Source organism: uncultured Vagococcus sp., from assembly GCF_963518325.1.
Taxonomy (GTDB): domain Bacteria; phylum Bacillota; class Bacilli; order Lactobacillales; family Vagococcaceae; genus Vagococcus_D.
Window position 1 is genome coordinate 151,215 of record NZ_CAUQJB010000006.1, and the last position, 26,750, is coordinate 177,964.

23 protein-coding genes are annotated in these 26,750 nt (G+C 39.0%); 5 read left to right on the forward strand and 18 right to left on the reverse strand.

Features of this window, described 5'->3' with window-relative positions; genetic code table 11:
- Nucleotides 1-41 precede the first annotated feature (41 nt).
- From RWN13_RS07895 to RWN13_RS07910, 4 genes are all read right to left on the reverse strand, one after another.
- Nucleotides 42-6,212 (reverse strand): 5'-nucleotidase C-terminal domain-containing protein, encoded by a 6,171-nt coding sequence (locus RWN13_RS07895; protein ID WP_314061948.1) that lies wholly within the window; start codon nt 6,210-6,212, stop codon nt 42-44.
- A gap of 212 nt (nt 6,213-6,424) precedes the next feature.
- The gene (locus RWN13_RS07900) at nt 6,425-7,261 is read right to left on the reverse strand and encodes a GNAT family N-acetyltransferase (RefSeq protein ID WP_314061949.1); all 837 of its coding nucleotides are present in this window, start codon (nt 7,259-7,261) and stop codon (nt 6,425-6,427) included.
- 149 nt (nt 7,262-7,410) lie between these two features.
- Nucleotides 7,411-8,541: an NADH-dependent oxidoreductase gene (locus RWN13_RS07905; protein ID WP_314061951.1), complete on the reverse strand. Its 1,131-nt coding sequence runs from the start codon at nt 8,539-8,541 to the stop codon at nt 7,411-7,413.
- A 179-nt stretch (nt 8,542-8,720) separates the two neighbouring features.
- Nucleotides 8,721-8,873, reverse strand: a complete 153-nt coding sequence (locus RWN13_RS07910) for a hypothetical protein (protein WP_314061953.1) — start codon at nt 8,871-8,873, stop codon at nt 8,721-8,723.
- A 567-nt stretch (nt 8,874-9,440) separates the two neighbouring features.
- Here RWN13_RS07910 and RWN13_RS07915 point away from each other — a divergent pair.
- Together RWN13_RS07915 and RWN13_RS07920 are read left to right on the forward strand one after the other, a co-directional pair.
- Nucleotides 9,441-10,301 (forward strand): NAD(P)H-binding protein, encoded by an 861-nt coding sequence (locus tag RWN13_RS07915; protein WP_314062006.1) that lies wholly within the window; start codon nt 9,441-9,443, stop codon nt 10,299-10,301.
- 264 nt (nt 10,302-10,565) lie between these two features.
- The gene (locus RWN13_RS07920) at nt 10,566-11,744 is read left to right on the forward strand and encodes a DUF998 domain-containing protein (RefSeq protein ID WP_314061955.1); all 1,179 of its coding nucleotides are present in this window, start codon (nt 10,566-10,568) and stop codon (nt 11,742-11,744) included.
- A 46-nt stretch (nt 11,745-11,790) separates the two neighbouring features.
- Here RWN13_RS07920 and RWN13_RS07925 read toward each other — a convergent pair whose 3' ends face one another.
- Nucleotides 11,791-12,036 carry a hypothetical protein gene (locus RWN13_RS07925; RefSeq protein WP_314061957.1) on the reverse strand — a complete coding sequence of 82 codons (246 nt, stop codon included), beginning with the start codon at nt 12,034-12,036 and terminating at the stop codon, nt 11,791-11,793.
- Between the two features lie 234 nt (nt 12,037-12,270).
- Between RWN13_RS07925 and RWN13_RS07930 the strand changes: the two genes are divergently transcribed.
- Nucleotides 12,271-12,540 carry a hypothetical protein gene (locus RWN13_RS07930; protein WP_314061959.1) on the forward strand — a complete coding sequence of 90 codons (270 nt, stop codon included), beginning with the start codon at nt 12,271-12,273 and terminating at the stop codon, nt 12,538-12,540.
- A 99-nt stretch (nt 12,541-12,639) separates the two neighbouring features.
- On the opposite strand, the gene RWN13_RS07935 is transcribed toward RWN13_RS07930, so the two are convergent.
- The 13 genes from RWN13_RS07935 to RWN13_RS07995 all read right to left on the reverse strand — a co-directional run bounded on the left by RWN13_RS07935 (nt 12,640) and on the right by RWN13_RS07995 (nt 25,281).
- Nucleotides 12,640-13,665 (reverse strand): zinc-dependent alcohol dehydrogenase family protein, encoded by a 1,026-nt coding sequence (locus tag RWN13_RS07935; RefSeq protein ID WP_314061960.1) that lies wholly within the window; start codon nt 13,663-13,665, stop codon nt 12,640-12,642.
- A 121-nt stretch (nt 13,666-13,786) separates the two neighbouring features.
- A complete protein-coding gene (locus RWN13_RS07940; RefSeq protein ID WP_314061962.1) occupies nt 13,787-14,914 on the reverse strand; it encodes an ROK family protein in 1,128 nt (375 codons plus the stop codon).
- A gap of 149 nt (nt 14,915-15,063) precedes the next feature.
- Complete coding sequence (locus tag RWN13_RS07945) at nt 15,064-15,753, reverse strand: M23 family metallopeptidase (RefSeq protein WP_314061964.1); 690 nt, start codon at nt 15,751-15,753, stop codon at nt 15,064-15,066.
- Nucleotides 15,740-16,381: a TetR/AcrR family transcriptional regulator gene (locus tag RWN13_RS07950; protein WP_314061966.1), complete on the reverse strand. Its 642-nt coding sequence runs from the start codon at nt 16,379-16,381 to the stop codon at nt 15,740-15,742. The genes RWN13_RS07945 and RWN13_RS07950 overlap by 14 nt, the downstream gene beginning before the upstream one ends.
- Nucleotides 16,382-16,643: 262 nt before the next feature.
- Complete coding sequence (gene hemC / locus RWN13_RS07955; RefSeq protein ID WP_314061967.1) at nt 16,644-17,570, reverse strand: hydroxymethylbilane synthase; 927 nt, start codon at nt 17,568-17,570, stop codon at nt 16,644-16,646.
- 45 nt (nt 17,571-17,615) lie between these two features.
- Nucleotides 17,616-18,395, reverse strand: coding sequence for a formate/nitrite transporter family protein (locus RWN13_RS07960; RefSeq protein WP_314061969.1), 780 nt, complete (start codon nt 18,393-18,395; stop codon nt 17,616-17,618).
- Nucleotides 18,396-18,414: 19 nt separating this feature from the next.
- Nucleotides 18,415-19,440 (reverse strand): uroporphyrinogen-III C-methyltransferase, encoded by a 1,026-nt coding sequence (gene cobA, locus RWN13_RS07965; RefSeq protein WP_314061971.1) that lies wholly within the window; start codon nt 19,438-19,440, stop codon nt 18,415-18,417.
- Entirely contained in the window at nt 19,427-19,735 is a 309-nt protein-coding gene (locus RWN13_RS07970; RefSeq protein WP_314061973.1) for a nitrite reductase (NAD(P)H) small subunit, read from the reverse strand. The genes cobA and RWN13_RS07970 overlap by 14 nt, the downstream gene beginning before the upstream one ends.
- 3 nt (nt 19,736-19,738) lie before the next feature.
- Nucleotides 19,739-22,147 (reverse strand): nitrite reductase large subunit NirB, encoded by a 2,409-nt coding sequence (gene nirB, locus RWN13_RS07975; protein WP_314061974.1) that lies wholly within the window; start codon nt 22,145-22,147, stop codon nt 19,739-19,741.
- 157 nt (nt 22,148-22,304) lie between these two features.
- Nucleotides 22,305-23,063, reverse strand: a complete 759-nt coding sequence (locus RWN13_RS07980; protein WP_314061976.1) for a sirohydrochlorin chelatase — start codon at nt 23,061-23,063, stop codon at nt 22,305-22,307.
- 94 nt (nt 23,064-23,157) lie between these two features.
- Entirely contained in the window at nt 23,158-23,811 is a 654-nt protein-coding gene (locus RWN13_RS07985) for a response regulator transcription factor (RefSeq protein ID WP_314061978.1), read from the reverse strand.
- Nucleotides 23,786-24,823: a sensor histidine kinase gene (locus RWN13_RS07990; protein WP_314061980.1), complete on the reverse strand. Its 1,038-nt coding sequence runs from the start codon at nt 24,821-24,823 to the stop codon at nt 23,786-23,788. The genes RWN13_RS07985 and RWN13_RS07990 overlap by 26 nt, the downstream gene beginning before the upstream one ends.
- Nucleotides 24,823-25,281, reverse strand: a complete 459-nt coding sequence (locus RWN13_RS07995) for a GAF domain-containing protein (protein ID WP_314061982.1) — start codon at nt 25,279-25,281, stop codon at nt 24,823-24,825. The genes RWN13_RS07990 and RWN13_RS07995 overlap by 1 nt, the downstream gene beginning before the upstream one ends.
- Before the next feature lie 338 nt (nt 25,282-25,619).
- On the opposite strand from RWN13_RS07995, the gene RWN13_RS08000 reads away from it, so the two are divergent.
- On the forward strand, nt 25,620-26,015 hold the full coding sequence (locus tag RWN13_RS08000) for a YxeA family protein (RefSeq protein WP_314061984.1): 396 nt from the start codon (nt 25,620-25,622) through the stop codon (nt 26,013-26,015).
- Between the two features lie 312 nt (nt 26,016-26,327).
- The gene (locus RWN13_RS08005; protein WP_314061986.1) at nt 26,328-26,711 is read left to right on the forward strand and encodes a hypothetical protein; all 384 of its coding nucleotides are present in this window, start codon (nt 26,328-26,330) and stop codon (nt 26,709-26,711) included.
- Nucleotides 26,712-26,750: the final 39 nt, after the last annotated feature.

The window sequence follows — 26,750 nt, forward strand, 5'->3', positions numbered from 1 at the left end:
TAGTTCCAAGAGCTTTATTTTTGATGATTCACATCTACATTTTAAGATAAATTACCTTCACGGCGTCGTTTTTCTTTGTACAAGTACCCTACACCAAGAATAATTATTATTCCTTGTAAAGCACCGCTAACCGCAGCTTCTCCTGCTTGAGGCAGGTACTTCTTCTTGGCTGTGCTACTACCTGAGCCAATTGTACCAGAAGCATTACCTGAGCTAGTCCCAGTATTATTACCTGTTCCAGCATCTGTAAGAAGTTTTAAACGATTTGTGGCTGTTTTTAGGTCAGCAAGAGCCAAATCAACGTCCTCTTGATCTAGTTCAGTAGCCACTCGAGTTGTTGGGAAATTTTGACTATTGGCTTGAGCTAAGATACTCTGAGCCTTTTCCAAAGCTGTCAAGAAAGGGTTCCAAGTAGCTGGTGTATAATTAGCTTCTTTAAGTCCCATGGCTTTTTCTATTGCTAAGGCCAACGCCTTCACTTCTAAAAGCTTGCCCTTTGGATCCAGCTTTCCTATTGCGATTTGTAACTCCCAAGTAGCACTATTAACTTCTGTTTGTGTTACTTGAGGCTCACTCTTTTGGGCCTCTGCTAGGACTTTTTTAGCCGTTTTTAACGCCATCATCAGATTTTTCCATGACTTGGCAGTAAAATCTGCCTCTTTTGGTACACTTGCCGTTTTAATTACGGCTTCAAGCCCCAACAAATCAAGTGATTTGACGGGTTCCTTTACTTTTAACGCTTCGCGAGTGCTAGTTAAGGCCTCTGTCGCCTGATTTACTTTTTCTTGAGTAGTCGTTGGCGGCACTTGTTGGCCAGCTTTCAGGACGCTTTTCGCTTCTTCTAATGCTTTGGCGAAATTCTCCCACGTTTCTTTGGTATAATCCGTTCCCTTCAGTGTCTCCCCCGCTATGATTGCGGCTTCCAATAAGGCTAAATCTAATTCTGGTTCTGGTTTTTGCGCTTCAAAATCAGCTTGAGTCATCGGGATAATCCGACTGTAAGGGAATGGCTCTGTATAATCCGTTAGCTGATACTTACTAGCAACCAGTGGAACAACCTTCTCTTGCTTACTACGGGTAATCTCTTGCAAGAACTCTGTAAAAATGAGGTCCATTGACTTGCCTTCTTCTCGTTTCCCGCCTAACATGGTATAACCATCTCCACCAGCTGCTAAGAAATCATTAGTCGCTACTTTATAAGTCTTCTCTCGCATAACAGATTCAAACTTCTTCGATGTCCGATTAAGAATCTGAACATCAAGAACACGCCTACCTGCGACATTATTTTCCGGCACTGCTCCTTGTAAATTGGAATCATAAATAATTTTCACAGAATTTGAAACTTGTAAATAACCACCATTTCGACCTAACATCGGCAAGCCTTTGTCGTCCAAAATAACTTTACCGTCTTTGTCTTTTTGCGCTTCCGAACGTAATGAATGTTCAAACATTTCATAGATTTGCTGACCCGTTACATCGATTTGGGCGATTGTATTTCCAAAAGGCAATACTGCCAGAATATCTCCTTTAGTCACTTTGCCTTTCTCAACAGGTACACGAATGCCACCACCATTAATAACGGCGAAATCAGCTGGCGTACTAAAGGCATTTTGCCCATAATTCTCTAATGCATCTCCAATCACATTGCCTAAGTTTGTTTCACGAGTTCGACCATAAGCCCCATCACCCTCAAAATAAACAGGGTTATCTTCCAGAACGATCTCGTTCATTTCTTTTTCAAACTTAGCTTTCGTCGCGTCGACAATCTCCTTAACCGCTGGATCATCTACCACGTCATTCAGTTCTTTTGTTGGCACAAGGCGCGCATTAAAGCTGACTTTACCACTTTTAACGGTAACCTCAATATTTCCAACATTGTTCAAATAATTACCTGTTTGTGCCAGTAATGTATTGCCATAAACTTGCCCTTCACGTAACTCACTGTGAGAGTGTCCGTCAATAATTACAATCGCCTCATCAGGATAAGCTTTTGACAATTCCGCTGCTAAAGTATCCCCACGCCACGCTTCTGGTGTGGTTTTATCAATACCTAAGTGGGTCACAAAGATAAAGGCATCGGCTTTTCCTTTTAATGAATCTAATTGTTCTTTGGCGACTTTTATCGGCTCTTGGAATGTCACCCCCTCTACATTTTTAGGATGTGTCTTAAAGGCCGTTTCTGGTGTTGATAATCCGATAATGGCAAATTTCTTACCATCCTTCTCTACGATTTTTTTCGCATCAAAAGAGGTTTTACCATCTTTAATAGCATTAGCAGAAACCATTGGCAATAATTGCTTAAATGCCATGGCACGCTCATAACCAAAATCAAACTCATGATTTCCAGCTGCTACGCCATCATAAGGCAACAAACTCATGGCTTTAGCCATATCCATCCCTTCGCTAAAGTTAGAAATAGCTAATCCCTGAACAGAATCGCCACCATCTAACATCAATGTCGGCTTAATCGTATCCTTATAGGTTTTTAATTTAGCCATTCCCAGTGATTTATCTTTTTCAAAATCTAAGCGACCGTGCATATCATTTGTGTGCATAATCGAAAAGCTAAAATCTTTTGACACATTTTCTGATTTTTTAGGAATAATCCGATCAAACGTTAATTCTTTGGCATATTTTGCCAATCCATTTTCATCGAGATTACGTAAGTAAGGCAAGAAGGCTTCATCAAGAGAATCTCCTTCTTCAACTGGTTTGCCAACTAACATTCCATAACCATCACCACCAGCTACCAGAAAATCATTTGTAGCTAAGTAATAATCTTTTTTGGCCTTATCAACGTCAACAAACTTCCCAGTCTTTTGATTCCTAAGCTGGATGGCTGTCACCCGTTCTCCCGGCACATTTTTTTCTGGATCAGCACCTATTTTGTTTGAATCATATGTGATTTTAATAGAATCTGAGACTTGTAAGAACCCACCATTTTGACCTAACATTGGCAAGCCATTATCGTCTAAAATCACATTCCCTTCAGCATCTTTTGCTGTTGAACGCACTGAATGTTCAAACATATCATAGATTTCTTGACCGGAGACCTGTACCTGACTAATCGTATTGCCAAAAGGCATAACACCAACAATATCACCCTTTGTCACAATACCAGTTCCGATATCCTGACGAATACCACCACCATTAACAACGGCAAAATCAGACTTTTGTTTAAAGCCGGTTTGACCATATTCGAAAAGCGCATCGCCGATTAGATTTCCTAGGTTAGTCTCTATTGAGCGAACAATTTCTCGTGTCCCATTAAATCGAATGGTATTGTTCTCTATCACAACTTCTTTCATCACTTCATCAAAGTTTGCTCGCGCTTGGTCCACAATAGCTTGAACCGCTGTATCGGGAGTTAAAGACTTCAATTGCGCAAAGGGCACTAATTTGGCAGAAGTTGTTGCCACGTCTTTACTGTAGTTAGCAGACATTACCCCAACGTTGTTTAAATAATTACCTGTTTGCCCAATTAGCACGTTGCCCTCTTTATGCCCCTCTGGTAACTGGGAATGAGAATGACCATCTGCAATAAAGATTTTTTCATTCGGATATGCTTTAGCTAATTCCTTTGCTAAATAAGTACTAGTCTCATCCTCTAAGGTAGTTTCATCAAAGCCCAAGTGAGTCATAAAGACATAAGCATCGGCCTGATCGCCAATTTCCTCAATCGTCTTAATGGCTATTGGTGCTGGCTTTTTAAAGGAAATACCTTTGATGTTATTTGGATGGGTTTTTACACTAGTTTCCGGAGTGGTCAAACCAATCAGAGCAAATTTCATCTGTTTGTCTCCCACTGTTTTTTCAACAATCGTATAGGGCTTAAATACTAATTTATCCCCTTTGTAAACATTCGCTGAGACAATTGGGAATGTCAGATCTTTCTGATACTGTAAGGCTGTCTCAATGCCAAAATCAAACTCGTGATTGCCCAAAGTCATGGCGTCATAGCCAACTGCGTTCATGGCTTTCACCATATCAGCACCCTTGGTTAAATTAGAAATAGGCAAACCTTGCATAGCGTCACCAGCATCAACTAACAATGTTGGTTTTTCGGTTTCTTTAAAGGTTTTTACACGCGCCATCCCAATTGATGGACTGTACTTATCTTCTAAGTATTCCAAACGACCATGAATGTCATTTGTATGCATGATATTAAATCCTTCACCTAAGTACTCTGAAGGAATTAATCCCTTATCTATCAAATTATTGATATTAATTTTTTCAACGTTTGGTGTTCGACCATCTGCCGATGCTTTAACTAAATCAGTAAAACCCGCCGCACCAGCTTTTATTTGTTCAATCACATAATCCCGTGCAGGATGACGCAAATCAGCCCCAATGATTTCGAAACTTTCTTTAAGCTCATCTTTCGGGTCTATCGTCCCCTCACGGAAGTCTCTGATATACTTAACGATTTCACCACGCAACGTATCTGGATCTGATTCATAATAAGGTTCTGGATCCACGAATTTATCTTTGACCATCCCTTCAAAACGATAGTTGTTAATCGATATCTTCAATTCCAACTCATCTGTCACAGGTTTGTCATTAAAGGTTAAATCGACAATTCGTTGGCCTTCTGGCTTAGAAATGTCAATTTTATACTTAACCCCTGTTACCATATCGTAGTTATACACTCTGATATTAGGGTTAAAAGCTATTGATAAATCGCCTTTCTCATACTGTTGATAATAACCGGCTTGACGTTCCATATAAGCCTTAAGCTGCTTACCATTCATCTTCGCTCCAATTAAAGTGTTTGGATATTTGTAAATATTAAAGATGTTGGCAAAAGTTACTGGGCCTGCTTTTAGATCGCTATCAGCTCTAAATAATGCGCCTGCTGCAATATCCGATCCTGTGACTTTCATTTGAACATTATTAATCAATGAAATCATCGCTGTCGGCCGTAGTTGGGCTTCTGGAATACCTGGAATCTCATTTTCAGGTAAAAAATCGGCCGTTGCATTGCCAATGACATCTTTGACATACTCTTGAGTCGCTTTGTGAGCTTCTGTTGTTGCTTGTCTGACACTTTCATCAGTAGCAACATCTTTTGAAGAAATAATACTTGGAGTGCTCTTAGCAACTGACCATTTTCCATCTTTGTCATCAGGATTTTTTTCAAGTTGCAAATCTATCTTAACCACACCGGCGCCTGTATCTTTCACGGCAGCTGCTGGTTTTAAAGTTCCCCTATTATCAGCAATCATTTCCGCATATTCACGGTGATCATGACCTAAAACAAATGCATCAATTTCTGGAACTTCTAAAATAACATTCCTAGCCGCAGCTCCTGGATCGCTATTATCAAGTCCAGCATGAATGGCTGCAACAATAATATCCGGATTTTCCTTTTCCTTCATCGCTTTAACCTGTTTGGCCGCTTCAACGTTTAAATCAGTAAAATATAGGCTGTTAACCTTTTCTCCATCCCACATGGCTACATGGGGAATTGTTAAGCCTAATATGCCAACTGTTACGCCATCAACCTCTTGAACTTTATAGGCTTGAACAAAATGTTTATCTGTCTCTTTCACATATGTGTTAGCCGACAACAGCGGAAAGACTGGCGCGGCTTCTTTTTCAACCTTCTTAATTAGCTCCAAGCCAAAGTTAAACTCATGATTGCCCAAAGACATGGAATCATAGCCGATGGTCTTCATGGCTGTAATCACAGGGTGCTCCTTAGTTAGATAATCTGGATTGGAACTATACAAATCGTCTGTCAAAAGAGTTCCTTGGAGATTATCACCTGCATCCACTAAAATTGAATGTGGGTTTTTGGCACGCTCCGCTTTAACAATCGTGCCAATTTTAGCGAAACCTAAATCAGCTGCCGCATCGTCTTCATACGACCAATCCCAAACATTCCCATGGACATCCGAAGTGCCTAAAATAGTTAAGGTTTTTGTCTCTTTTCCCACTGCCTTCGGTGCCACTGAATCGGCTTCTTGATTAGCCTCTTTTTCCACTGAAGTAGTATCAATAGTTGGTTTATCTGTAGACTCTAAACGGGTGGATGCTTCCGCTGAGTCAGTAAGCGGTTCCAAATCTTTTTGACTCGTAACCTGAGTGCTGCTATTGGCTGTACTACTTTCTATCGTTTCCGCCAAAGCCGAAACAGATGGCACAACCGTTCCCAAAAGCAATAAACCTAACATCATAACATTTGCTAAACGAAATCTGTTCTTTTTCAATCTTTCCCCTCCTATTTACTAATGACAAAACAAATGTACAAAAATAACATGTAAACCGTTTTACTAGAATTAAATATAACCCCCCGATTATTTTTTTAGCTACAGTCTATTGTTCGTACAATACAATTCTACCAAAACCAAATAAAATGTCCACCCTTTCGTAAAAATTTTGCACAAAAAAAACAAACTTTTTACAGTTTGCTTCATTAATACTACTTAATAAGCAGCTCCATTTGAATTTGTCTAAGTTCCTCATTAAGACCTAAGCGCTTCAACTCCCTTGTCACAGGCCAGTTAAGATCAAAATTACTAGCACTAACTGATATTTCTCCATACTTAGAAAAGAGTGAACTCAAAACGGCTTCAACCAAATTCTCATGGCCAGGATACAACACTAATTGTTTGATAACCAAACCAATTAATTTATCATTTAACTTTAATTCCGAACAATACAAGTAGCCAACTTCCTCTTGTTCAACAATTAATTTCCATAAGTCCCCATTACTAATAAACATATTTTGCCACGTTGTGCCAGACAATTGCTTGGACCAGCGTTCGTTAGTGACACTTTCTTCTTCAAGTTGAAGCGCAACTTTATTTTGCCGATCTTTGTTTAACATTCCCTTATTATAGGAAACCTGATTGACTTCCTGAAACCCCAATTGACGATAAAGGGCTTCTGCTCGATCATTCCCTTTAATGACCTCTAATAATAAACGACTTACGCCTAAGTCTTTTGAGGTCCTAATAGCTTCTTGGATTAATCTTTTAGCGACACCATTTCGTCGATAATCAGGATGAACGCCCATGCCGCCAATCCACGCCGTCTCCTCGCCATTTATAAGATGATGACCATAAAGCATGATTCCAGCTTGCTGCCCCTCTAATTTAGCAATTAATGAGTGAACAGGTGATAATTGTAGCTCACTTAACCGATTAACCAGAGCTTCTTCTGACAGGTCAATCGGAATTAAATAATCTGAAAAAGACTGATTCCATAGAGCCACTGCTTCCTTTATTGGCACTTGATTAAATGATACATATTCCATTATTTATAACCCCCACCTTTAGTTTCTATTTCATTCGTAAATTTTATTATACTGTCAAATGATTATCTATTCAATTATTTCAGATGGCCACACGCAAACAGATGCTGACTATTTTAGCTCAGCACCTGTATTACCTCTCACAAATAAGTTTATTTTTGTAAGTATTCTTGACCTGGCAACCTTAAAGAAACCGCTCCTGATGTAAACAGTTCAACTAAATCATGAGGTAAAGCCAAATTTGGCGCACTCTCGGCCGTAATTTCAGTCCAAATAGATTCAGACTGGCCTTTCTCAATCTTAGCAGCAAAAGCTGGCTCAATCATTGAACTGCGACCTAAAGCCACAATATCGCCAAATTTTAAACCGTCCAAGGCCTCTTCCGCTGTCGTAACTTGAGAAACAATCATGACTGCCGCCCGTTCTCCTACAAGCGCCTTGACTGCCTGACCATAAGGAACGGGTGAATTAGCAGCATGACTCTTATAACCTGAAAAAATAGATAGGTGAATATAATCCAACTGTTGATTCGCAAGCACATCGATTAAAGCTAACGACTCCTCAAAACTATACCCAGTACCATCAACGATTATTTCTTCTGGAACCAATCGATAGCCAACAATAAAATCCGACTTTTCCTTAACTGCAACTTTTTTAACTTCTTTAACAACGGCTAATGGAAAGGCCATCCGTTTCTCTAAGGAACCACCCCATTTATCTTCACGTAAATTGGAGTACGCAGAAAAGAACTGGTGAATCAAAAAATTATTTGCTCCATGAATCTCAACTCCATCGAATCCAGCTTCAATTGCCCGTTCAGTTGCCTCACCAAATTGTCTAATAATCGTCAAAATTTCTTCATCCGATAACTCTCTAGGTTCATACCTTAGCCCCTGAAAAGATCGCTGACTCGGTGCAACCACTTCACCATAAATAGCGTGTGATGCCGCAGCTTGACACCCAGCATGATAAATTTGTAAAACGGCTTTACTGCCATCTTGCTTCATCGTTTCAGCCAGCTGCCTTAGCCCCACGATGTGTTGATCCTGTGCCACACTCATTTGACTCTCAAAAGCCTTACCCCGTTCAGTCACCGTCGCCGCTCCAGCAATAAGCAAACCGGCCACTTGAGAGCGGGCCTCAAAAAAAAGTAAATTAGCAGATGTAATACTGCCATCTGGAGCCGCATCGGTGACTGATGTTGGCGCCATTGCTAGTCTATTGGGGATAACCGCCCCGTTCGTCAAAGTTAATGGGGTTAGTAAAGGTTGATAATTTATCATGAAAATCCTCCTAAATATTTTGTGAAACCCTACACTAGCTTATTATATACCATTCCAACTAAAAGCTTAAGCCCCTTATTTATTTGATAACTAATTTCGATCAGAGGATTTACCATAAACATAATTGACGAACTCGATGTATCCGCTTTCTCTAGTTTGATAATTGTCTTTCTGATCCGTTAGTTTGTATCCCCCTCCTTCTCATTCGACCGCCTAACCAATCCGAGAAATATTGTTGGGTATTCCTCCATTAACTCACATAGTAATTGCCGAAGTTTTTCCTTACTTAATCCATTAATGTAACCACCGACTTCTTCCATCCGTTCACTCATTTTTTTCCTCCTTTACCTGGTGTGTCCGGTAAGGACACTTATCATTCAGCAAGTAATAGCTATGTGTATCGACACAAAACCATGGTTTTCTTCCTACCGGACGTTGACATAATTAATTCTTCAATTGATCCCCTGATTTACTATTTTGTGTGCTTGCCATCTAAAACGAAGACAAACCAAAACAGAAGACAATGTGAGATCAGTCTTCTTAGCCTTGGTTTAATTTGGAAGGTCATCATTTTTCTCATCTAGCTCCACTCCTTAGCCAACAGGGGATACAAGCAACGGGACATTTGACTTTATTCAGCGACGTTCAATAATTATAAGTTAATTATATCAGATGTCCGGCTAAACTTAAATAACTATCGTGCTTTTTTTTAATCATTTATACTATTTTTGCGAAATGAATTGATTATTGATGTTTTGATTAGAAAAACGCCCCTCCACATATTAGTTACCCAAAAGTAACTAAGCCACTCAAGAGTGCTTACTTTACATAAGAAACTAACAGGTTTATGATAGTAATAGATAAAGTAATGATACTAACACAAGAAAGGTTGACAGATGATGAACTATTTAATTACAGGTGCAACAGGCGAATTAGGAGGCTACGCTTTAAACTATTTGAAAGAACACGCCTCTTTGAACAATATCGTGGCGCTAGCACGAACCGAGGAAAAAGCAATTCCACTACGAGAACAAGGCTTCGATGTAAGGATTGGGGACTTTGATGATTATTCAAGTTTAGTTAAAGCATTTACAGGAATTGACCGTTTATTATTTATATCGTCTCAACCAGGGGGCCCCGTTACCCGTGAAGAACAGCATCAACATGTGGTAAAGGCTGCCAAGGAAACCGGCATTTCCTTTATCGCTTACACAAGCTTTCCAAAAGGAGCCCAATCTAAAAGTCCTTTAGCACAAGATCATATTTCAACAGAAAAATTAATTGTTGAGTCAGGAATTCCACATAGTTTTTTACGAAATAACTGGTACTTAGAAAATGAATCAGATACCTTGAAGGCAGCGTTATCAGGTCTCCCTTTTACTTATTCGGCTGAAGAAGGAAAAGTTGGTTGGGCTTTAAAGAGAGAATTTGCCGAAGCGGCAGTCAATGTTTTAACAGGTAAAAGTGAATCGAAAGACATTTTTGAACTATCTGGATCGCCTACCACTTATGGAGAATTAGCCAATGTACTTAAAATCGCTAGTCAGAAAGATTTTGACATAGTATCAATGAATGATGATCAATATAAAGACGTATTGGTGACTAGTAATGTACCTGAAGCGGCAATTGGTTTTATCTTAATGATTCAAAATGATATTCGTACTGGTCAACTGGATATCTCCTCGACTGACTTTGAACTGGCTTTAGGAAAGCCTTTGACACCACTAGTTGATGCGCTAAAAGAATTTTTAACAAAATAAGATAAGTGACACGCCACTAAAGCTGGTTAATTGATCAGCTTTAATGGTTTTTTTGTTCCCCACAAAATAATAACTTTGTTTTGGCGAAATAATTATCAAACGCCCTTGCAAGAGGACATAAGTTTGTAATACTGCCTGAAACAAAACTACATTTGATGCCTTTACTTCATATAGGGACTTTGCTAAACTAGCAAGAGAGATAGTGATTTTATTGACCCTCTAATCTCAAGAAGTTTTACCAATCGAATGGAGCATGCCCTTACAATGAAAAAAGAAGAGTTAATTATTAAAATACCTCCTGAAATTTATCAAGACCTTACTTTTACTGAGAGTGATGAGCTTGTTATGGCCATCAAAAATCAGGGAATTAGCATTACAAAGAAAAATCAAGCAGAGAACCAGGTTATCACTCTCAGGTGGTTCTTACTTCCCTCTTTACTGATAAGTTTTGTTTTTTACCTACTAACACTTTATGAAAGAACCAGTCAAGTACCACTAACTGGCAAATTCTCAATCGCCAGCATGGTTATTACGTTAGGATTGTTTAGTGGAATTTGCGTCTTTAGTTTCTTTTTTGTAAAAGGGAAACGACAAAAAAAGAATAATCCGACAAAAAATATTTATTGGCGAAATTTTCCAACCATTCTCGTAGCTTTTGCGATTATCTTAGCCTTCGTGCTTTCTGGCTTTTTTTGGTTGGTCGGTATATTATTTAAAGACGCAAGCTTTGATGTCTTAACAGCCACCTTTATTTTCTTTCTGTTTACGTCAGTGATAAATTATTTTATGATTTACTTCGCTGCCTCAATTTCGTCAACGATGATCATTACCTTATTAATTTCAGTCATACTAGGGGGACTTCTATTTTCGATGCTAACCAATGCTGATTATCTGTGGTGGCAACATAATTTCAGTTTTCTTGGTACTCAAAATGCCGTTAACAGCTGGCAATTCAATATTACATTGATGATTTCAGCGCTCTTAATGATTGCATTGATTGATTACTTGTTTGTTTCACTGCGGAAATCATTCCCTAAAAGCAAGCAGCTTATGATATTAAGAGGCCTATTAACAGTGACCGCTATTACTTTAGGTGCCGTTGGTTTCTTCCCAAACGATGGTGGTGAGCTTCATATTATTCATACGGAGGCAGCCTCATGGCTAGTCTATTTAGTGATTATTTTGATTTTCAGTATCCGTTGGTTATTACCACAAGTCACTAGAGAATTTTTGTTTATTTCTTATGGAATAGGCGGGGTATTATTTATTTGTAACATTCTTTTCTCTAATATTCACTATCTTTCTCTTACCGCCTTCGAATTAATTGCATTTATCATGGCATTTAGCTGGATTTTATTGTTGTTGCAAAACTTACAAAAACTATCAACTCAGCATGAACTAAGCTTTGATATTGCCATAAAATGCGATCTACCAAGGGATTAAATAATTGACTAAAGCCACTGAGAACTTCAGACCTCAGTGGCTTTAATTAATTACTTCCCATGTCAGTTGTTTTATAGGGGTGTCCTTCTTTATCGTAGGTTGTCCATAAACCAACTTGCTCTCCACCCTTGAAATAACCTGATCGTTTGAGAGTTCCTTCAACACGGTACCACTCCCAATACCCAGTCGGGATACCCTTATCCAATTTTCCTTTGGACCAAATCGTTTGACCATTTGCATGGTATTTAATTGTCAGTCCATCTATTATTTCCATTTTTTTCTTTTCAACCATTTTCACGCCTCCTTTCTCAAGTAATTAGCATAAAAAAAGTATAACACTATCTTGCAATGGGTCAAAAATAAATGATTCAGCCACTACTCCATATCTGCATGCCGTCGAAACATCTTATGACTGGTTTCACCTCAAAAATTAACTTTCCACATACTAAGGACTAATAATATGTTCAGATAGCTGCTGGAATTTCTCCTTAAATCGTGATAAAATTAATTTAAGGAGGGTTAAAATATGGTTAAGCAAAAAAAATGGTATCTTATTGGCGTTGCTCTTGTCTTCACATTCGTTCTTTTGATCAGGCTACCTTTTAGAGATGTCGTTGCTGATAAAGCAATCTCCCGAATACCAAAAACTGAAGAAAACTCAAAAAAATTTGAAGAGCCTTTTTCCAAAAAAGGGGAATTTGACAGAGACAACGCTTTTTCAAGAGAAGATAATTATACTGCTGATTCAGGAATTCTATTAGATAAAGAACCTAAAGGAACTTATCCCTTACCTTAAATGTACTTATCAGAGATAGATTAGTGCTAAACGCTCAAAAAGGCCCTTATCCAATTGTAAGGGCTTTTTTATCAACTTCATCAAAACTTCTACGACCTATTACAACCAGGGATTAACGATATACTTGCCTTTGCTTCTAAGTTTCTGATTACCTAAAATTTCTGGAAGGTTTTCTAAAGGCACAACTTCTTCAATCATGGACGCAACATCTACTCGCCCTTGATTAATCAGATCAATTGCCCTCCCCATAGTATAGGGGTTAATAAAAGAAGATTTTAAGGTAATTTCTTTTTGGAAAAATTCAAAGGGTTTTATAGTGATTTCTTCATCGGGTTTGGTCAAGCCAAACATCATAACCATTCCCTGTTTACCGGCTAATTCAATACTTTGCTTGATGGTTTCAGGACGACCAACACATTCAATAACAACCTGAACATTTTTAATCTGACGGCTACTTAAAACGTCTTTCGGATTTTCAGAAAAAGGATCAATCGTTAAAGTAGCACCTAAAGATAGACCTTGTTGACGCTTTTCTTCAATTGGTTCAATTAAAATAATAGTAGACGCCCCACTTAATTTAGCTAATTGGAGGTTTAATAACCCAATCATACCACCACCAACCACTACGACAGTGTCCCCTGTTTTAATTTGACATAAATCGACACCATGGATACAACAAGATAAGGGTTCAGCCATTGCACCTTGACTAAAACTAGTTGTTTCTGCTAATAGGTATAGTTGTTTAGGTGTAACTAAGCAAAACTGTGAGAAACCACCATCAACTGTAGTTCCAGTGCCGACCATATGCTCACAGTAGTGCCCTTCGCCACGTTGACAAAAATAACAGCTGCCACATAAAGCATTTGGATCGACAGCCACACGATCCCCCACCCGCAATTCCTTTACTCCTTCACCAATTTCCGTCACAATACCGGCAAATTCATGGCCTAAAACTGTGTTTTCAGGGGTCGGAGCCGCCCCCTCATCCCCTTCAAAAATATGAACATCAGTGCCACAAATACCACATGCTTTGACTTCAATTAAGACCTCCCCCATGCTTACAACAGGTCTCTTACGCTCCTCAACACTTAACTTTTTTTCTCCATAAAATACTGCACTTTTCATATTGGTATCTCCTCGTATAATATTTTAACAACTTCTTTAAAAGGACTTTAAAGAAGTTTGATTTGAGCTTACAACTTAAAAGATCACCTGTCAACCAAAAAAAACCACTTAAAGACATCCCTTAAATGGTTTCAAGATAATCATTAACATAGTATAAGGCTGCGCCAGCTGCTATTGGTTCGTGCTGATAATAGGCTAACTGAATATAATCCCAAGTTTCGGGTAAAGAACTGCGTTCATAAGACTTTTCTTTTAGGCAATCTAAATATGGTGCTAAAAAAGAAGCCATATATCCACCTAATATAATCTCAGAATCTGTTAGCATAAATAAATTATTTAATAAAATGCTTAAATAGCTCAAATAACTTTCCAAAGTCTGTAAAGCCAGCTGATCTTGCTCTTCAACTAGTTCGAAAAAGCTGGCTAAATCATTGGCAGTGGTCTTACCTATTAAAGCCTGAACACTGCAGTATACTTCAGCACAGCCCCTTTGACCGCAATAACATGGTAAACCATTGGGAATCAAGGTCATATGCTCTACTTTCCCAGCCATAAAATGATTTCCGGCGACAATCTCCTGATTGATAATTAAAGCCCCACCTAAATTTGTACTCAGAGATAGGTAGAGGGCATTGATAAGTTCTGGTCGCAACCATTTTTCAGCAAATGCTGCCGAATCAGCATCGTGAAAAAAAGCTGAAGCGTCAGGCAAGTAGTCTTTGGCAAGTGACAGTTTCTGATTGTGTAAATTCATCAAAGGCCCATATACAACTCTTTGCTGGTCTTCAGAGACCATCCCTTGAAGACTTACCCCAATTCCGAGCAATTCATTGCGTTTGATCTTTTCTTGAGTGAGCAGTTGATTAATGATCTCATTAGCCAACTGGTAATAAGTATCTAATTCCTGAGAATGAAACAACTGACGCTGATGGGCAACAATCTCGCCTGACAAATCCATCACAACAACTGCCAGATGTTCTGAGTTAATGTCAATTCCAATTGCATGTCGTGCTTTACTATTCACAATATAAGCCTTAGCACCTCGCCCACCTGTGCTTTTGAACTGGCCATCTTCTATTACTAATCCTTCGGCCATTAATTCTTCAATATTTTGCGTAACCGTCGGCAGACTCAAGCCTAGTTGTTCCATAATAGTTTTCTTTGATTGTTTTTCAAGCCAAAGAAGACGAAAAATATTGTGGCGATTAACTTGTTTAATATCAGTTGACTGATTGTTATAATGTGTCATAAAAACCTCCTAAGCTTGATCCAGTACTCTTAAACTAACTGAATTACAAAAGAAAAGCAAGATTTATTCGACCCCCACTGAAAGTGAGCCCTCACGTAACTCTTATTCTCATTTGAGAAGGGATAAATAATATAAAGAGTCCATGCTCTTTATCCTAAAAACCGGATACGATCCCTCTCATTAGGAATTCCATTTGTCACCGGTTGCCACTTGTGATGTTCGTAACGATCATAATTTGCAAAGTGACATGGAATCCCTTTTGCTTGAGTGAAATCATCACTATCCATTAGCTGAAAATGAAGATGAGGTGAAGTTGAATTACCTGAGTGACCAACTTTCCCTAAGAAATCACCTCTCTTTATTTTTTGATGAAGTTGGACTTTAATTGAATCAGTTTGCAGATGAGCAAAAGCAGCAAATACCCCTTCACGATGCTTCATAACCAAATAGTTTCCAGCAATTTTTTCAAAACCATCCCTTGCTTTAAAAAAATAAGCATGTCTCAAAGCAATTAAACAATCCGTTAACCAAAAGACTCTTGATCTTTCCTTATAAGAGCAGTTGATTGCGACTACCTCCCCATCAAATGGGGCATAAATATCAGCTCCCCAACAATAACAAGTCCTTAGGGGAACTCCTAGAAAAAAATAGTGCCATTGACTTAATGAATGAAAAGGTAATTTTTTTGTCTGCCAATCTACTTGCAGAAAATCATAAGCGTACCTCAAACCAAACTGGTTAGTTCCATGACTGGGAATTTTTTTTGCAGGTGTCGTTGGCGCTAACCATTCCCCCCTCAAAGGAAATTCAAGAACTAGTGGACTCTCATTGGTTTCCATTGCTAACCCCTCCTCTTTTGTAAAAAATCACTCTAAGTTCTGAAAAATAAGCTTTCATCGTATCCCTTATAGCCTCAAACTTTACTTCGTCTTGATTCTTTTTTCGAATCTCTCCTAAAATTTCTGTGGCGAATCCTACATTACCCAAAAAGATTAATTCCTTACAGCGTTGGATATTTAGGCCTTCTCGAAAAAGAGAGTCATCACTCCCTGCAAACAGTTGTTCAAAACACAAAGACTTAGTCTCACTCGTTCGTTCGCTCAACTTTTCGTTAATGGCAACTGATTTAGTCGGTGCTGATAACTGATTAAATTCAAATAGCCAAGGATGTCGCTTTAGTAAATCGATTTGTAATAAATAAGATTGTTCCAAGCGCTTAAAAATATCCCCTTCCTCTTCGTCTAACTGCTGAAGATACTCTTCTTGGATCAAATTGAAACTATAATCGTGTAAATAAAGAAAGAGGTCTTCTTTACTCGTCACATAATGAAACATCAACGCTTTTGAAAGTTTTGCTTCTTTGGCAATCACATTCGTCGATGCACCATCAAATCCTTTGGTTGCAAACTCCTTCAGGGCTGCATTCAGTAATGGCCATCGACGTTCCAAATTTAAGTTTGAAAGCATATTCATTTTCCTCCATCCGCCTCATTGACCTGTTAGGTTAACAACAGAATAACACGATTTACCTACTAGGTCAATATCGGAAACATTCTTAAAAATCTGTTTAAGCCGAGCTAAGAAAATGCAAAACTAGTCACTGTACTCAAGAAATCCACTTGATATAATAGGAAAAAAATCAACATGGAACATAAGTTCCAGCTTGATTTTTCCTCGACGTACGTTTATCTATGATGGATCATTCTCTGACGAAATAAACTGTTTTAAGTCACAATGAATAAAACAGGACCTTTTTTTGCCATTCCTGTATAAGTTCCATTGCTGCTGTTTTACCTATAGTCAGATCATCGCCAGTCAAGACTTTACGAAGATAAACGGAATTAGCCGGATCTGCGAACATCACCGTCAAAAGAATTTTTTCTTCCTCTGTCACCATGGCGTAAGCTCCACAAGTTTGATCCTGAGACAATTCCCCGATTTCTTGCATGACTATCTGCTCAATAGAAGTGCTCAACACCGTATTAGGATCGGCGATACTTTTTAATAGCGCTTGAGTTACTGTATCATTTTTGCGACACTCAAGTGCCAAAGCCCCCTGCCCGGCAGAAGGCATAAATGATTCCTGATTAAAAGATATCATGGAGAAATGTTGTTGATTTTGCCATCCAAGTCTATTCAGACCAGCATTAGCTAAAATAATGGCATCAAATTCACCTTGGGCTAACTGCTCCAATCGTTGATCGATATTTCCTCTGATTGAGACAGGTGTCAAATCAGGTCGTAGACGCAACAATTCAACCTCACGGCGTAAACTGCTAGTCCCTACAATCGCCCCAATAGGTAACTCATCTATTGTTTTAGCCTTTCTCATAAGTAAACTGTCAAAAGGATCTTCTCGTTTAGGAAGGCTTGCGACTATTAAATCTTCCCTTCTTTTAAGAGGCATGTCCTTTAGGCTATGGACAGCAAAATCAATCTGATTTTCCAAGATGGCTAAACCAAGTTCATCTGTAAAAATCCCCTGTGTCCCCAGTTGACTAAGAGGAGTTACTTTATCTCGATCTCCTTTGGTTCCAATTAAAACTAGGTCGAATTGACAATCTGGGGTTTCTTTAGCCAAAGCTTCCACAACCATCTTAGTTTGAATCATCGCCAAAGGACTATTTCGCGTTCCAACTCGTACTGGTTTCCTCATCCACTCATCTCCTCATTCTCTGATAGATTAACCCAAACTGACCTCTTAAAGGTCTTTTTTTACGCCTACTTTGTATGCACCAAAATATAACAAGGCAATAAATACAGCACCACCAACAATATTACCAAAATAAACGGGAATAACATTTAGCCAAAAATCAGCCCAGGTCACTCCACCAGCCATAATACCTGCTGGTATGATAAACATATTTGCTACTACATGTTGAAATCCTGACATGACAAACCCCATAATCGGCAACCAGATTCCGGCAATTTTCCCCATAAAATCCTTGGCGGCAAAATTCAAATAAACACCAGTTGAAACCAAAATATTACAGGCAATCCCAGATAAAAAAGCTTGCAAGAGAGTATCATTTGTTCGACCTCTGGCAACAAGAATCGTCCGTTCAAGAAAATCCCCTTGAAGAGCACCCGTTAAATAACCAAAGAAATAGGCCACAAAAAAAGCACCAATAAAATTAAAGAGTGTCACAATGACAATATTTCGCAACCACTCTTTCCCAGTGATTTTTTTAGCAAAAAGTGCCATGGAAACAACCATCATATTCCCTGTCACTAACTCTCCACCAGCAAGTAATAAGCATATCAGACCAAAAGGAAAAACACAGGCCCCAATTAATAGAACCAAACTCCCCCATTCACCTGGTAAGGTTCCCATCGCTCTAATAAAAGCTATACCTGCTAATCCAATGAACATGCCTGCCGCAAATCCCAGTAAACTAAGTGTTAAAAAACTCGCTTTCGCTTTTTCAATTCCTTTTTGAATTGTTACCTCGACTATCTCTGGTGGACTATAAAATCCCATCCTATCATCTTCCTCTCGTTTATACATGATGTTCTTGAGCAAGGACCATTAATGGTGAATCCTGCAAGCCCAATGACTTAAGTTCCTCTACTAATAATGCTCTGGTCGTCTCTTCCTTATCTAAAAAGACAATCTCAGGCCAATGCTGTTCCCTTAAGTAGCGACGAGTGGCCTCACTAAAGCGAGGGTCCTCTGCCTCACCTACTTGTAAGGCCCAGACATCTGCCCCTTTTCCTGTGTAGGCCGTTAACTCCTCCCACTGAATCTCATATTGGCTAACTAATAACAGTTGTCGCCCAAAAAAAGGTAAGCTCTCAAACCAAGAAAGTTCACGACGACACTTTACAACGTCGCCGATAATAATCATTGATGGATTAGTAATTGCTTTTATGTCCACAGTGGCAAGTGTGCTTGTAATCACTTGCTGTCGGCCGTAGCTTCCCCAAGTAATTATGGCAATCGGTGTTTCTGGCGACTGCCCGGCCTTTATTAAGGCATCAATTATTTCAGAGAGATTTTTCACACCCATGTAACAGGCTAAGGATCCTCCCACGAAAGCGCCATAATCCATTGTTTCATCGACTTTTCGATGCCCAGTAATCAAGGTCACGTGACTGGTCAACTCTCGGTGGGTTAAGGGAATCCCAGCGTATATACTAGCCGCTGAAGCAGCCGTAATCCCAGGAATCACTTCATAAGTAATTCCAGAATCCTCCAACACAGCCATCTCTTCTCCTACCCTGCCAAAGATGGCTGGATCGCCTCCTTTGAGTCGGACAACGGTTTTGCCTGCCAGCGCCAATTCAACCAACATTGTGTCAATTTCACTTTGAGAAAGAGTGTGGGCATCAGGTAGTTTGCCGCAGTATATAAATTCAGCCTGCTTCTTAGCTAAAAATAAAAACAAGGGATTCACTAAGCGATCGTATAAAACAACATCTGCATACGCTAATACCCGGGCACCTTTGAGAGTCAATAACTCAATATCACCCGATCCCCCTCCCAGTAAATAGACTTTGCCATCAGACCGGTTATACCCAGACATAGACATTGCCTTCTTCAATGCTCGTTGAGTAGACTGTCACGCAACCCGTGTCGGGCGCCTGGACTTGTCCATCACTTAAAGACACTTTGTAATTATGAAGGGGACAAAAAACAAAATCACCAGCTACCGTTCCTTCTGCTAAGGGTCCATCTTCGTGGGGACAACGATTGCCGATTGCTTTGACTCCATCTTCAAGACGGAACAAGGCAATTTCCTGTCCTCCTATTTCCAGCTCTCGACCGATGTTGAGTGGTAACTTCTCCAAACTTGTAATTAAATATTTACTTTTCTCCATGTCTTACACTCTTTCCACCGTATACAACTCGGCTATTTTTTCCGTTGATGACATCACTTCTTCCCAAGGATTAACTTGCTTCCCTGCCACAGCTGCTTCTAACTCCTGATTTAAGACTTTCTGGGTCTCCTTATTTAAAAGCACCTCCCTAACTTGTTCAAAGCCTAAACGTTCTAACCAAGGCGCCGTTCTCTCGGCATAAATGCCTGTCTCTCGGTAATATTGCAACATCGCGCCACAAAGATCAATAACGTCTTCCTCTGTATCACATGTGGTCAACAACCGGCCCTCTTTAACTTCAGTTCCGCCATTGCCACCAATATAAATCTGAAACCCATTTTCAACGCCGATCACGCCAAAATCTTTCACAGCAGACTCAACACAACTACGAGGGCAAGCCGATACACCAATCTTAAATTTATGCGGTGTATCAATGTATTCAAATTTTGTTTCGAGCTTAATCCCCAATCCCATGGAATCTTGTGTCCCAAAACGACAGAAGTTCTTGCCAACACAAGTTTTAACTGAACGAAATGCCTTGGCATAAGCAGAGGCCGAAGTCATGTCTAGCTCTTCCCAGATTTTTGGCATATCCTCTTTGGTGACACCATATAAACCGATTCGTTGACTCCCTGTAATCTTAAGCAGTGGGACATCGTATTTTTCTGCCACTTGCGCAATTTTCATCAGCTGTTGAGGATTAGTTTTACCTCCTCGAACACGAGGTATAACCGAGTATGTGCCATCTTTTTGAATATTTCCGTGCATCCGCTCATTCACATAGCGTGACGCTTTTTCATCCTGATGTTCTTGTGGATAAATCATGTTTAAATAATAATTAAGGGCCGGATGGCATTTGGGACAACCGTCTAAATCATTAAAATTTAGGACATGCCTAACTTCCTTGATAGTTTTCAGCCCTTTTTGGCGAATGCTAATGACAAGTTGGTCGCGGGTTAATTCAGTACAACCACAAATGCCTGTTGGACCAGCCTCCTGAAAGTCATCTCCTAAGGTATGCTCTAAGATATCTCCCACAAGTCCTTTACATTTGCCACAAGAATTGCCCGCCTTGGTTTGGGAGGTGACTTCTGCTACAGAGCTTAATCCATGCTCTGTAATCGCTGCTACAATGGTGCCTTTTGAAACGCCATTACAGCCGCAAACCATTTCATCATCAGGCATTTCTGCCACATTTCCATTAGCCTCATCCGCACCTGAATAAAGTAAAGAGACCATTTTAAAGTCTTCCAGTGATTGTTCTTTTTTGAGAATATTATAATAACGATTGCCTTCACTTGTATCCCCGTAAAGAACGACGCCCTCTAACTTACCATCTTTAACAAATATTTTTTTATACGCATTGGCAATACCATCAAAACTTTCTACGCCTTTAACGTCTTCACCACCTGAAATATTACCTGCTGAAAAAAGATCGCAACCAGATACTTTTAATTGAGTAAACATCTTGCTGCCTTCATAAGGTTCTGTTTGCCGGTCCGTTAAGATATCAGCTAACACTTTTCCTTGGTCATACAAAGGTGCAACCAGTCCATAGGTGATGCCACGATGTTCACAACATTCACCAACGGCGTAGATATCGCTAATATTAGTCTGCATATAATCATTGACGACAAACCCACGATTCATTTTTAATCCAGTTCCCTTTCCTAAACTAATTTCCGGTTTAATACCAATGGACATAACTACCAAATCTGTTTCAAGGGAGGTGCCATCGGTAAACTCCAAACCAGTGGCTCGCTGACTTCCTAGGATTTTAGCAGTGGCTTTACCAATAGCAAATTTTAGTCCCTGCGCCTCTAAATCAGCTTGTAGAAGCTCCCCTGCTTTACGGTCAAGCTGAGTCTCCATCAACCATTCCGCCAAGTGAACCACTGTCACATCCATACCTTGATCATGAAGACCTTTTGCGGCTTCCAACCCAAGTAATCCGCCGCCAATCACTGTAGCTTTTTTAAAGTCCTTGGACGCAGCAAGCATCTCTTCCGTATCATCGATTGTTCTAAATCCCAGAACTCCAGGTAGCTGATTCCCCGCAACAGGCAAAATAAACGCCCGTGAACCTGTTGCTAAAATCAATTTATCGTATGGGATCTTAGTGCCGTCAGCGATCACGACGTACTTCTGCTCTATCTCGATCTTCTGGACGGGATTGTGATTGAATAAAGTCACCTGATTCTCGCTATACCAAGAATAATCATTAGTAATAATCTCTTCCTTGATCATCTTATTTTGCAAAATATTTGATAACATAATTCGATTGTAATTTGGATAATTTTCTTCACCGATAACCGTCATGTCAAACAAGTCTGGTTCCCGATCAATAATCTCTTCAAGTGTTCTGATACCAGCCATACCATTGCCAATCATGACTAATTTTTTCTTATTCATAGCAACCTCCATATAATGTGAATTATTGAGCATTTGCTGTTAGTTTACCAGTTATAAAGGGAACAGCCTATTAGGGAAAGTCCTATATATTAAAAATAACCCTTAGAATTTAATTAATCTAAGGGTTACACTAATTACTTTAATATGACTCTTGTGTCTACTTATTTAGTTTGTCAGTGATTGATATTTGCTGGTCGACTAATCGCAAAATAGCCGTTGTCATACTAATATCCAAATTCAAAGTAGGCGCATAATAAACTTGACTAACCTTAGCCATCTGGCTTGTTAGCTCTGCTATTTGGATTTTAATCTTATCTAATAAGTGACCGCCAAACAAAAAGAAAGGCACAATCAGAAGAGATTCTTCTTTTTTCAGTAAATCAGTTGCTTGTTCTAAATAAGGTAATTCGCCATACAAAAAACCAACTGCAACAGCTAAGCCGCTGCAATCGCCTAATTGACGGCCGATACGCTTCACCACATCTGCAGGTTGCCGATAATGACTACTTCCGTGTGCAACTAGCAACACTTCAGGATGATCTAACTGATTAGCACTTAAACTACTCTTGATGTTTTCAGTAAGGACCCTAACTACTTCCTCTTCCTGGCCAAAAGTCGGACATATCAGAACTGATACTTCAGGGAATTCCAGTTTGATTGTTTGCAGTTGTTTTGGTATATCTTCTATTTGATGCATAGCAGAAAACAGCAGCAAAGGAACAATCACTAGTTCTTTGACCCCATTAGCCACTTGTTTTTGTGCCATTAAAGCCAAGGTATCTGGATGTTTTTCTAAAAAAGCCAAAGCTTGTTGTTCTTCTTTTCTAGCTGCTTTTAAGGTCTCAAAAAATAATTGCATCTTCTGATTTTTTTCTGATTTTTGACTTCCGTGAGCCACATAAATGATTCCACGCATTTCTATTCCTCGTTTCTGAACTTATTTCCGCCCATTATACATGAAATAGGCAAAATGAAAAGCACCTTTAACAGACAAGGTGCTTAAAATAATTTTATAAATCAATAATATTTTCTTTAACCGCGTAACGAATCAGCTCTACCCGATTCTCTAAATTTAATTTTTTCATCACATTGGCTTTATGAACTTCAACTGTTTTAACGGAAATAAAAAGCCGCTCTGCTATTTCCCGATTAGCATACCCCAGAGCGACTAAGGGCAACACTTCTTGTTCCCTATTGGACAACTGATCATAACTATTTTTCTTGCTGTCATTAGTCGCCATAGCTAGTTCTTCAAAAAACTGTTGTTGCATAGGAATTTGCTGATCGAGATAATAATGATTTGAAAGAACTTCGCGAATCCCATTAGTAATCTCTTGATCATCTGAACTTTTCAGAATATACCCGTCAGCCCCTGCTTTCATCCCTTGAATAATATAATCTTCATCATCGTGCATCGACAAAATAATGATTTTAATTTGAGGGAATTTTTCTTTAATTCGTTTAGTTGTTAAGAGGCCATTTTCCCCAGGTGGCATCCGTAAATCCATCACAACCACATCAGGAAGTTTTGACTCCACCTCGATATATGCCTCTATTCCATCAGCCACAGTGCCGATGACTTCCATATCAGTTTGATCATTTATTAAGTACGATAATCCTTTTCTGACAACAACATGATCATCTGCAACCAGTACTCTTATCATGACTATCCTCCTCATTTTTCACAGGGACCACAACCTTGACCTGAGTCCCTTCATTTGTTGAACAAATAGTCAATTGACCACCAATGGAGGTGACCCGTTCTTTCATGTGCAACAACCCCATACCGGTGCCTTGAATCTCAGGTGATTCTGTTAGGAAACCAACCCCTTGATCGATAACCTCAAGGACCAGCAGCTCATCTTTTTCAACAAGCAATACATCGATTATTTCTACTTTGGCGTACTTAATCGCATTCATCAAGGCTTCTTGAAGGACTCGAAACAAAGTAATTTCAATAGCTTCCAGAAATCGAGTATGCCTCAAATGGGTCATAAAGTGGATGTCAATACCAGTCGTTTCACCTAAACGATGACTCAAAGTGGTAATGGCAGAAGCCAAACCTAAATCATCCAAAGCTGAGGGTCTTAAATCAAGTGCCATGGTTTTGATTTCATCTAATGACATAATTAACTGCTCTTCAATCTGCTCTAATTTCACCTTTAACTCACCCTCATGTTGATAGTCACGTTTTATCTTTCGCGTCTCAAGTAACGTACTAAAGACACCTTGAGCCAAACTATCATGTAAATCCTGTGCTATTTTTTTCCGTTCTTTTTCATGTGCCTGACTGACATAGGCTATTAATTTCTTCTGTTGAAATAGCTGATCGGTTTTACTTTGAGTGGTTAAATTCCGAATACTTAAAGAATAGACCACCCCACTAATCTGACTGTAACTTGCACTAAAGGTAACCTGCCTTTCCTCTTTTGTCACAAGATTGAGAGAAAATGCTCGCGGATCAAACGTAGCTTTAACCTCACAATTCAAACAGTCCTCCATAATGGCGTGCAAAGCACAGCCCTTCGCTTCACAAACATCCATTACTTTTTCTAAATCAAAATGATAGTGAGCTAAGATTGTCTCGCCAGCCCTATTAACATAAACCAATTGCCTATTTTCAATGATAAAGAGTGCGTCACTGGCTTTTTCAACGATTTCCCGGATATCAACCATTAGTTCACCACCTGTTCTGCAACTAACGCCGCTAATCCTGATGTACAGTCGTTCAACTTATTCAATAAAGTGTCTCTCAATTGATTAGCTTCTCGGTAGCCTACTAACAAAACAGCCACCACTTCATCCTTATAAAAAATCGGTTCTACTACAACACTGTTTAACTCCTCAGCAATCGCAATCGGATAAGCTAATAATTCTGTTGCTGTTTTATTCTCCAAATGATCTTCCAATAATCGGCGGCCTGTCCGCCAAACAATGCCAGCAAAACCGTGACCAACTTGAAGAACTATTTTTTGATACCGTTGACTTAGATTTCCACTAACATAACGCCAGCGAATTTCTTTTTTAGCTGATGGTTGCATCGTAGCTAAAGCCATCCCAACAAAATCAACCTTCAAGATTGATTTTATCTGGTCAATTTCTTTTTGAACAGCCTCATTAGTAGTGCTTAGCATGTTAATTACACCCTTCCTATTATTCGCTTATCGCATTCTTCCCGTAAATCCGTTCAACCTATCACAAATGATAAAAATATGAATCAAACATCACTTTCTGTCAAAGTGACCATATACTATTAGTGCCCAAGTAGATCTTTTCTAGTTCGCTACCTCATTATAGCAGAACTTATTAACCATTAGAATGAAAAAAAAGGAACGCCTTTATCAGTGCGGCCCTTTCAATCCATTCCATATCATGTGACAAAATTGTTAGGTCATTGTCATAAGCTTCACAAGACAAACTGACTTGTGAAGCTTATGATAGGTTTATCGAATAACTCAAAGGAGCTTGACCCATGAAGAAAAAAATACTGTCAATCACTTTTCTGCTGATGCTGTTACTCGGGCTATTTTTTGCAGCCCCATCCTTAACTCGTAATAATACATCTACAACTGCCATGATGATTGATTTATTTAACCCTAGAATCGGAAACTCCACTCTTTATGTCAAAACTTCTGATGTTTATAACGATAGTTATAAAGATGCTACTAGTGGCCAAAATGATTATACCTATATCACTTTGGGATATGACGAGGATGGTAATTCACGTCAAATAAAATACACTTCATTCGGTAACAAATTCACTGCCCACAACTATTTGAAAGTACGGATAAAAGGCCAAAACGTTCGCTCATACGAAGCTGTGCAACCAGAAGATATTCCCGAAACAGCACTGATTAAATTAGACTAGCCATACAATGGATAGGAAACAAAGGTAATGTAGGTTACTGCCTTTTTTCTCGTGTAGCCCTGTCAGAAAAGCCTATTTTACCAACTCTTTAGCGACTCGCTACCTTAAAAAGGTCAGCTAACCTTAAATTTTATTTTGATTATTTCACTTGTTTGTGTTTAACTTATATCTAAATTAAAGCCATCTTCACATATTATTCATGCTTCTTTCAATACCTATTAGTTGATATCTCTAGGGTTAAGTGCTAACATTTAGTTATGAAGATTGGATATGTAGTTAAGTGCATACTTACTAAAAAAGGAGTGATGAATCATGATTAATGTAGCAATCACTATATACGTATTAGGAATCATCTTATTTTCATCTCTCGCCTATCGCTTAAAATCTAATGATGGGTACCAAGATCTAAACCGAATTAGCTTTATTAAAAATATGAAAGATGACTATCAGACATTTATTGCCAAAGCTAAAATGTTTGCCCAATATACGTTGTCATTCTTAACGTCTTCTACAATGATTTTTAGCAGTGGTTTAATTGTAAGTTTACTTGTTTATAGCTTAAACCCTACGCAAGTATCATTCTATATTATGATCATCCTAGCAATTAGTCTTTTCTTACAACAGTTTTTCTTAGCACGGTTATTAGTAAAGACTACTTACTTAAAAAAACTAATATACTTAAGAACACATGACTAGTCTTTACAGGCTAGTCTTTCTTTTAATCAAAAAAAGAAA